7 protein-coding genes are annotated in these 8921 nt (G+C 61.1%); 6 read left to right on the top strand and 1 reads right to left on the bottom strand.

Annotated elements, in window-relative coordinates:
- Positions 1-2: 2 nt before the first annotated feature.
- The 5 genes from AC1DXI_RS07760 to nrdF all read left to right on the top strand — a co-directional run bounded on the left by AC1DXI_RS07760 (position 3) and on the right by nrdF (position 6321).
- Entirely contained in the window at positions 3-1397 is a 1395-nt protein-coding gene (locus tag AC1DXI_RS07760) for a class I SAM-dependent methyltransferase (RefSeq protein WP_476938125.1), read from the top strand.
- A 407-nt stretch (positions 1398-1804) separates the two neighbouring features.
- Positions 1805-2050, top strand: a complete 246-nt coding sequence (nrdH, locus tag AC1DXI_RS07765) for a glutaredoxin-like protein NrdH (protein WP_018773329.1) — start codon at positions 1805-1807, stop codon at positions 2048-2050.
- A gap of 167 nt (positions 2051-2217) precedes the next feature.
- Entirely contained in the window at positions 2218-2622 is a 405-nt protein-coding gene (gene nrdI / locus AC1DXI_RS07770) for a class Ib ribonucleoside-diphosphate reductase assembly flavoprotein NrdI (RefSeq protein WP_223916943.1), read from the top strand.
- A gap of 74 nt (positions 2623-2696) precedes the next feature.
- Positions 2697-4817, top strand: coding sequence for a class 1b ribonucleoside-diphosphate reductase subunit alpha (nrdE, locus tag AC1DXI_RS07775; RefSeq protein ID WP_026537148.1), 2121 nt, complete (start codon positions 2697-2699; stop codon positions 4815-4817).
- 529 nt (positions 4818-5346) lie between these two features.
- Entirely contained in the window at positions 5347-6321 is a 975-nt protein-coding gene (nrdF, locus tag AC1DXI_RS07780; protein WP_476938110.1) for a class 1b ribonucleoside-diphosphate reductase subunit beta, read from the top strand.
- A 642-nt stretch (positions 6322-6963) separates the two neighbouring features.
- Here nrdF and AC1DXI_RS07785 read toward each other — a convergent pair.
- A complete protein-coding gene (locus tag AC1DXI_RS07785; protein WP_476938111.1) occupies positions 6964-7347 on the bottom strand; it encodes a hypothetical protein in 384 nt (127 codons plus the stop codon).
- A gap of 266 nt (positions 7348-7613) precedes the next feature.
- Between AC1DXI_RS07785 and AC1DXI_RS07790 the strand changes: the two genes are divergently transcribed.
- On the top strand, positions 7614-8786 hold the full coding sequence (locus tag AC1DXI_RS07790) for a hypothetical protein (RefSeq protein ID WP_476938112.1): 1173 nt from the start codon (positions 7614-7616) through the stop codon (positions 8784-8786).
- The last annotated feature ends 135 nt before the right edge of the window (positions 8787-8921 follow it).

Below are 8921 nucleotides of genomic sequence, written 5' to 3' on the forward strand. Positions count from 1 at the left end.
CAATGACCGAAGCGACCGGATCCGGTACGGGACGGGCACAGGGCACCACGCGCAGCAGCGCCATGACCGGCAGCGCCATAGACAGCAGCGCCGTCACCAGCAGGGTGCCGTACACCGTTCCCCAGCCTCCCGCCACCATCGACGCCGCCATCTGGCCCAGCATCGCGACGGTGCCCTCGAGCCTCAAGGCCCGTGTGGCCGGACGCGCTGCGGACGCCATCTTCAAGGCGGCCGTGCGCAGGCTGCCGCTGGAAGTCCGGTACCCGGACGGCACAGTATTGGGCAAAGCTCCCTCTGACGAGGCGGCCGCCGCCTATCCCGTCATGACCATCAACCGACCAGTTGCGTTCGCCACCCGGCTCGGCGATGGCGGCCTGATCGGCCTGGGCGAGTCCTTCATGGCCGGCGACTGGGACGCCGATGACCTCACGGCCGTCATGGAGGTGTTTGCCTCCCGCGTCGGCACGCTCGTTCCCGAACCGCTGCAGAAGCTGCGCGGCCTGTACCTGCCGCGGCAGCCGCGCAGGGAACGGAACACGGAGAAGAACACCCGCTCGAACATCTCGCGGCACTACGACCTCTCCAACGAGCTGTTCGCCTCGTTCCTGGACAGCACCATGACGTACTCCAGCGCCCTCTTCCCGGACAGCGGCGACGCCCTGCGGAACGTGGCCTGGGACGGGCTGGCCGCCGCGCAGCAGGCCAAGATTGACCGGCTGCTGGACAAGGCCGGCGTGAAGGAAGGCACCCGGGTCCTGGAAATCGGCACCGGCTGGGGAGAGCTCGCCCTGCGCGCCGCCGCCCGCGGCGCCAGCGTCTACTCCGTCACGCTCTCCAGCGAGCAGCAGGAACTGGCCCGCCAGCGCGTGGCCGAGGCCGGCTACGCCGACGCCGTCACGATCGAGCTCAAGGACTACCGCGCCGTGGAGGGCGAGTACGACGCCGTCGTCTCGGTCGAAATGATCGAGGCCGTCGGCTTCGAATACTGGGCCACCTACTTCCAGACCATCGAGCGGGTCCTGGCCCCGGGCGGCAAGGTCGCCATCCAGGCCATCACGATCGCCCACGACCGGCTCATGGCCACCCGCACCAGCTACACCTGGGTGCACAAGTACATCTTCCCGGGCGGAGTCATTCCGTCCGTCCGCGCCATTGAAGACATCACGGCGAAGCAGACCGGACTGCGCGTCCGCGAACGCCTCGCCATGGGTGAGCATTACGCCCAGACGCTGCGGCTCTGGGAAGAGCGGTTCATGGCCCGCGAAGACGAGGTGGGGGCCATGGGCTTCGACGCGGTCTTCCAGCGGATGTGGCTGTTCTACCTCTGCTACTCCCGGGCCGGGTTTGAAACGGGCTACCTCGACGTGCAGCAGATCGTGCTCGACTCCGCCCACTAGCTCCGGTGTTAGAACAATCACGAACCAAAGAGGCGGGCACCACGGTGCCCGCCTCTTTCGTGTGCCCGGACACCAGATGCAGTGGCCGGCGCCACCGATCCGGGTCCCCGCGGCGGCGCGCGACACGCCGTCTGCGGTGCGACACGCGGGGGTGATTAATGTGGCTAACTACTCCACAGGGTGTGGATTTCGTCCGCCAAAATGGCGGAAATCCGGACATTTGGAGGGCACCCTCCTGTGGATTAAAGGTGGGTTAAATGACATACTTGTAATACATCATCTTGGGGTCCACATGAGGCTCTTGCACTACATGTAGTATCGACATACAGTTCCAGCAGAGCATCAGCGCGGGACATCCGGAGCCGGGATTGCGCTCCACGGAAGACTTCAACAAAGGGGACAGGACCATGACCGTTACGGTTTACACAAAGCCGGCCTGCGTTCAGTGCAACGCGACCTACCGCGCGCTGGACAAGAAGGGCATCGCCTACCAGAGCGTCGACATTTCCCAGGACGCGGAAGCCCTTGAGCGCCTGAAGTCCCTGGGCTACATGCAGGCCCCCGTTGTCGTCACCGACCAGGACCACTGGTCAGGTTTCCGCCCGGACAAGATCGAAGAACTGGCGCAGGCTGCCGCCGTCGCTGTAGCCTGAAACGCCCTGTCGCCTGAAAAGCCCAGGACGCCGCTACCAGGCAAGAATTCACGGTAGATGAGGTGACCACCGTGGCTGTAAAAACTGAAGATCGGGTGGCTGCCACGGCTGACAGCGGGGAAGCGGTCAGCACGGCAACACCGGCCACCACAACGCACTGCCGGCTCATCTACTTTTCCTCCACCTCCGAAAACACCGCACGCTTCGTAGCGAAGCTGGGCGTCGACGCCGCCAGGATCCCCCTCTACCCGAGGGACGCTCCGCTGGTGGCCCGGGAGCCCTACGTTTTGTTGCTCCCGACCTATGGCGGCACCGGGGGAGAGGGATCTGTTCCAAAGCAGGTCATCAGGTTTTTGAACGATCCGGGCAACCGGAAGCTGATCCGCGGAGTAATCGGCGCGGGAAACACCAATTTCGGGGACAACTACTGCATGGCAGGCGACATCATCGCCGCCAAGTGCAAGGTCCCGCACCTATATCGCTTCGAACTCATGGGGACGCCGGAAGACGTCAACCGCGTACAACAAGGATTGGAAGAGTTTTGGACACGACTGTCGCAGACAAAGCAGTAACTGAAGGCGCAGGCCTGCACACCGGCACCGGCGCCGCCGCTGTTGAGAAGCAGGAACAGCAGAAGAAGCACGAAATGCCGGCCGCCTACAAGGGCCTGGGCTACCACGAGCTGAACGCCATGCTGAACCTCTACGGCCCCAACGGGGAAATCCAGTTCGAGGCCGACCGCGAGGCCGCGCACCAGTACTTCCTGCAGCACGTGAACAACAACACCGTGTTCTTCCATGACCTCGAGGAAAAGCTCGACTACCTCGTCAAGAACGAGTACTACGAGCGCGAAACCCTCGACCAGTACACGATGAACTTCATCCGCGAGCTCTACAACCGCGCGTACAAGAAGAAGTTCCGCTTCGAGACCTTCCTTGGCGCGTTCAAGTTCTACACCTCCTACACGCTGAAGACGTTCGACGGAAAGCGCTTCCTGGAGCGCTACGAGGACCGTGTCTGCATGGTGGCCCTGCACCTGGCCCGCGGCGACGAGAAGCTCGCCACCCAGATGGTGGACGAGATCATCGAAGGCCGCTTCCAGCCGGCCACCCCGACGTTCCTGAATGCCGGCAAGCGCCAGCGCGGCGAGCTGGTCTCCTGCTTCCTGCTCCGCATCGAAGACAACATGGAATCGATCGGCCGGTCCATCAACTCCGCCCTGCAGCTCTCCAAGCGCGGCGGCGGCGTCGCCTTCGCGCTGACCAACATCCGCGAGGTCGGCGCGCCGATCAAGCAGATCGAGAACCAGTCCTCCGGCGTCATCCCCGTGATGAAGCTCCTCGAGGACAGCTTCTCCTACGCCAACCAGCTCGGCGCCCGCCAGGGTGCCGGCGCGGTGTACCTGCACGCGCACCACCCGGACATCTACCGCTTCCTGGACACCAAGCGCGAGAACGCGGACGAGAAGATCCGCATCAAGACCCTCTCGCTCGGCGTCGTCATCCCGGACATCACCTTCGAGCTCGCCAAGCGGGACGAGGACATGTACCTGTTCTCCCCGTACGACGTCGAAAAGGTCTACGGCATGCCGTTCTCCGACGTCTCGGTCACCGAGAAGTACTACGAGATGGTGGACGATTCCCGGATCAAGAAGACCAAGATCAAGGCGCGCGAGTTCTTCCAGACCCTCGCCGAGATCCAGTTCGAATCCGGCTACCCGTACATCATGTTCGAGGACACCGTGAACCGGGAAAACCCCATCGACGGCAAGATCATCATGTCCAACCTGTGCTCGGAGATCCTCCAGGTCTCCCAGCCCACGACGTACCACGATGACCTGTCCTACGACCAGACCGGCAAGGACATCTCCTGCAACCTGGGCTCGCTGAACATCGCCAAGACCATGGACTCGCCGGACTTCGGCCTGACCATCGAGACGGCCATCCGGTCGCTCTCGGCCGTCTCGGACATGTCGAACATCACCTCGGTGCCCTCGATTGCCCGCGGTAACGACCAGAGCCACGCGATCGGCCTCGGCCAGATGAACCTGCACGGCTACCTGGCCCGCGAGCGGGTCCACTACGGTTCCGAAGAGGGCCTGGACTTCACGAACATCTACTTCTACTCGGTGGTGTTCCACGCGGTCCGCGCCTCCAACCTGCTGGCCATCCAGACCGGCCAGACGTTCGGCGGCTTCGAGAAGTCCAAGTACGCCTCGGGCGAGTTCTTCGACAAGTACACCGAGCAGGAATGGGTCCCGCAGACCGAGAAGGTCGCGGAGCTGTTCAAGAACATCCACATCCCCACCCAGGATGACTGGCGCGAGCTGAAGGCCTCCGTCATGGAGCACGGCATCTACAACCAGAACCTGCAGGCCGTGCCGCCCACCGGCTCGATCTCCTACATCAACAACTCCACCTCCTCGATCCACCCGGTGGCGTCCAAGATCGAGATCCGCAAGGAAGGCAAGCTGGGCCGCGTGTACTACCCGGCGCCGTACCTGACGAACGACAATCTGGAGTACTACCAGGACGCGTACGAGATCGGCTACGAGAAGGTCATCGACACCTACGCCGCTGCGACGCAGCACGTGGACCAGGGCCTGTCCCTGACGCTGTTCTTCAAGGACACCGCCACCACGCGCGACATCAACAAGGCCCAGATCTATGCCTGGAAGAAGGGCATCAAGACCATCTACTACATCCGTCTCCGCCAGCTCGCGCTGGAAGGGACCGAGGTGGAGGGTTGTGTTTCTTGTATGTTGTGATCAACTGATTTAGGTTGAATTTGTTTGAGTGCGACGGCGGGCGTCCGCCCGCCGTCGTACGACAAGCCTTAAATGCTTGAGGAGCCATGCGTCAACATGACTCCTCAATTCGTCCCGGCAACGAGACGGTTCCAAAATGATCCTTGGACTGTTGAGTTTACATGAGTTTCATTCCGTCAAGCGACGGCACTCATCCGGGGCACGACAGCCCCGGAGGAGGTGATAATTATGGGTAGAACTGTAAATAGGAGTGCCGGAAGCGGCCGCTTCGTGAGCAACGCGGCTGCGGCTCGCTGGCCGTCCAAGACGACCACGGAGCGCGTAGGTGCCGGAACGTCCAATGCGAAGACCGTAAACAGGTCGGCGTCATCTGGACAGTTCGTCACCGATTCGGCCGCCAAGGCGAATCCTAGCGGAACGATCAGCCAGCGCGTTTAGGTAGGTTGGCGGCTGGGCAGGCGTCCAGCCGCCAAACTCAGGCCCAGGACCGCTGGTCCTGTGGACATAACTTAGTGAAGCAAGGAACAAGATGAGCGAAAAGGTCAAGCTGCTTAGCCACGTCGAGGCGATCAACTGGAACCGCATCCAGGACGACAAGGACGTGGATGTCTGGAACCGCCTGGTCAACAACTTCTGGCTGCCGGAGAAGGTGCCGCTGTCCAACGACGTGCAGTCGTGGGCGACGCTGACCCCGGACGAGCAGCAGCTCACCATGCGCGTGTTCACGGGCCTGACCCTGCTGGACACCATCCAGGGCACCGTCGGCGCCGTCTCGCTGATTCCGGACGCCCTCACCCCGCACGAAGAGGCTGTCTACACGAACATCGCGTTCATGGAGTCCGTGCACGCCAAGAGCTACTCCTCCATCTTCTCCACGCTGGCCTCCACCAAGGAGATCGACGAGGCGTTCCGCTGGTCCACCGAGAACGAGAACCTTCAGAAGAAGGCCCAGATCGTCATGGACTACTACCAGGGCGACGACCCCCTGAAGCGCAAGGTGGCCTCCACGCTGCTGGAGAGCTTCCTGTTCTACTCCGGCTTCTACCTGCCGATGTACTGGTCCTCACGGGCCAAGCTGACGAACACGGCTGACCTGATCCGCCTGATCATCCGCGACGAGGCCGTGCACGGCTACTACATCGGCTACAAGTTCCAGAAGGGCCTCGAGGGCCTGTCCGAGGAGCGCAAGCAGGAGATCAAGGACTACACGTTCGAGCTGCTCTTCGAGCTATACGAGAACGAAGTCCAGTACACCCACGACCTCTACGACTCCGTCGGCCTGGCCGAGGACGTCAAGAAGTTCCTGCACTACAACGCCAACAAGGCGCTGATGAACCTGGGCTACGAGGCCATGTTCCCGGCCTCCGTCACCGACGTGAACCCGGCCATCCTTTCGGCCCTGTCGCCGAACGCTGACGAGAACCACGACTTCTTCTCGGGCTCGGGTTCGTCTTACGTGATTGGCAAGGCGGTTAACACCGAGGATGACGACTGGGACTTCTAGTCTTCTTCTTTCTTTCCCGCCTGTGAGATGTCGGTCTAATTGGAAGAATGGCATCCTATTTGGAAGAAACGCTTCGTCTGGTGCCTGGACAAACTAAATGGTCTTTTGGTCCTTTGTGTGAGTGAGAGACGTCGACCTAAATGTGAGGTTCCACAGAAGTTGGCCATTTCCCAACTTAGATGGCCACGTTCCAGGATAGTTGGCCAAACCGCGTGATCCAGCTGAGCGCAGATGGACAACTGGGTGATCAGGAAGTTAGCTGGCTGTGAGATGTCGACCTAATTGGAAGAATGGCACCCTAWTTGGAAGAAACGCATCGYCTASTTGGAAGTTGTGAGATTCGGAGCTAGTCGAGATCTTACGGACCAAGGTGGATAATTTTAGGAGAACTTGCCCCTGATGCAACTTGCTCCGAGTTTCACGCCCGCATAAGCCGTTGACCGAGTTGGAAGGTTCCACGGTTCTTGCTCGCTTGGCTTCCCAACTTTGACGGCACCGCTTCTCGGTGGATTACCGACTGTGGTGTTGGGGTCGGTCGGTTGTGAGGGCCAGGGCTAGTTCAGACCGGGCATCATGGCGGCGTTGAAACGGTAGGTGATCCGCCGGTTCCGGGGTGAGGGCGAAGCGTGCGGACCGCGCGCCCTACCTCGTCTTGGACTCGAAAGTCTTCTCCCTCTCGGTTAGCCAAGTGTTCATGAACGCGAGCATCTCTCTACTGACGGCTGCATTAATCAAAAGGTAGAGAAAAACGAGCGAGACGAAAAAAGTGGACCAAACACCAACTCCCGCTATAGGGAACATCGGCTGGTTCAACTGAACCACGACAACGCAAGCGGCTATCGAGACCAGCTGCGCACCGACTGTAAGAAGGCGCAAGAAATTTACCAATGATCGGCGCAACCCTGACCGAATGAGGCCCATCAACTTGCCGCTTTCAATCGCGAAAACAAGCAGGAATACGGGTATAACTTGCGCTAGAAGGGCAGCCGTGGCGGGTGAAATGGCGACGACGTCATTGGGGTTCATCGCAGAACTCTATCTGATGCGCGCTGCCAACGGTCGCCCCTAAGCGAGCGGCTGACAAGCTCATCGGCATCGAGTGGGGGCAATGCCATCCTCTACCCCGGATTCCAGTTGAGCGACCGGCCGGCATGGTTCGGGTGCGCATGGCCCTGGTGGATTATGAGTGCACCGCCGCGACGGCGGGCCATGCCCCTTGGATCGTCCGCGGATGCCTGCGGACCGTACAGCGATGCGCATGCCGTACGTCAGTGATACAGGAGAATAGGAACGTGACTGAGCATATCCCTGAGGCGGAAGCCTACATTCGGTTCCGCCTAAATGAACTCTCGTCGCGGAACGAGCACCACCGATTCGAGGAGATCGCCACTCGGGTTGCTCAGAAACGGATCAGCTCAAACATTATGATTGCGACAGGGCCAGTCAGTTCTGGTGGCGATCAGCAGCGAGACGCAGAGTCCTTCACGACCCGGCTCCCGAACGAACTTCCGCATGCGGCAGGCTTCGCGGCTGCAGCCTCGACCTCGCCAGTGGTGGTGGCTTGCACCGTCCAGAACGCAGGACTGAAACAAAAGGTTCTCAGCGACCTCGCCGGTATCTGTGCCGCCGGCGCCGCGCCGGTCGAAAATGTAGCGTTCTTCAGCGTTCACTCCATCTCCGAGGGCATCACCCATGAACTACAGCAGACCGCCCGGGAGTCCTATGCGGTAACACTCGACATCTTCTGCGGCGGAGACCTCGCGACGTTCCTAGCCCAGCAAGACCTAATTTGGGTCGCGAGGCACTATCTTGAGCTTCCTTCTCACCTAGTCCCGCCGCCGGAGGAAGAGCCCGCACCGCAGTGGTATGCCGAATTGCTTGAGGGCCTTCGGAAAAACAACGGGCCTATGGCCCTAACGCCAGCGGTGCAGGGAGAAGTTACCTACGGGCTCCGGCACGCGATATGGGATGAGAGTGCGAACGCCGACCTGCCAGAGTGGCTGGACTTCATGGGAGCGTTCCTGGCCGACGGCGATGAGGGCGCAGACACCGAGCTGGTCTTCAGAGCTTGCTACGAGATGGCCGTGGCACGGTTCCGGGGGATGGGAATTGCTGCTGGAATCGAAGACTTGGTGCGCCGTGCTGTGGACTACGGGTGCACAAGCGCCCAGCCGAGCATTGTCGATGATGCTGTGACACTGGTTTCGTACTGGGGGACGATGTGGATCTCCGGTGTTGCGAGATCGGAAGCCTCCGAGATCGATGGGGCGATGGCTCGGCTGCGAGCCCACTTGAGCAAGCTGATCGAAGCAACGGATCCGGAGACTCACCCGGTGCGCTCGGTGTCGTTGGCGGGAACGCTTGCCTCTGTGTACCTCGCCCCGGAATGGAAGCGAATCGAGAAGGCCGAGGGCAAACCGAGGGCAGCCGAGGTAGCCTCGAGCGCTGGCATACAGCTGATATGAGTTGAGTCTGTCCTTCACAAACACCTCCGGAGATGCCAGGACGGGATGTATCAGATTCCCTTGAGGACCCGGGGCTGATCCGCGGGATCCTCCCGACGCCTTCGGAGGTGTTTGTTATGTCTGTTCAGGCCGCGG

The organism is Arthrobacter sp. P1_H7 (assembly GCF_056405215.1).

Bases quoted from the DNA above. Each gene is read 5' to 3' on its own strand.
- AC1DXI_RS07760 (WP_476938125.1), top strand. From the start codon at position 3: ATGACCGAAGCGACCGGATCCGGTACGGGACGGGCACAGGGCACCACG.
- nrdH (WP_018773329.1), top strand. From the start codon at position 1,805: ATGACCGTTACGGTTTACACAAAGCCGGCCTGCGTTCAGTGCAACGCG.
- nrdE (WP_026537148.1), top strand. From the start codon at position 2,697: ATGCCGGCCGCCTACAAGGGCCTGGGCTACCACGAGCTGAACGCCATG.
- nrdF (WP_476938110.1), top strand. From the start codon at position 5,347: ATGAGCGAAAAGGTCAAGCTGCTTAGCCACGTCGAGGCGATCAACTGG.
- AC1DXI_RS07785 (WP_476938111.1), bottom strand. From the start codon at position 7,347: ATGAACCCCAATGACGTCGTCGCCATTTCACCCGCCACGGCTGCCCTT.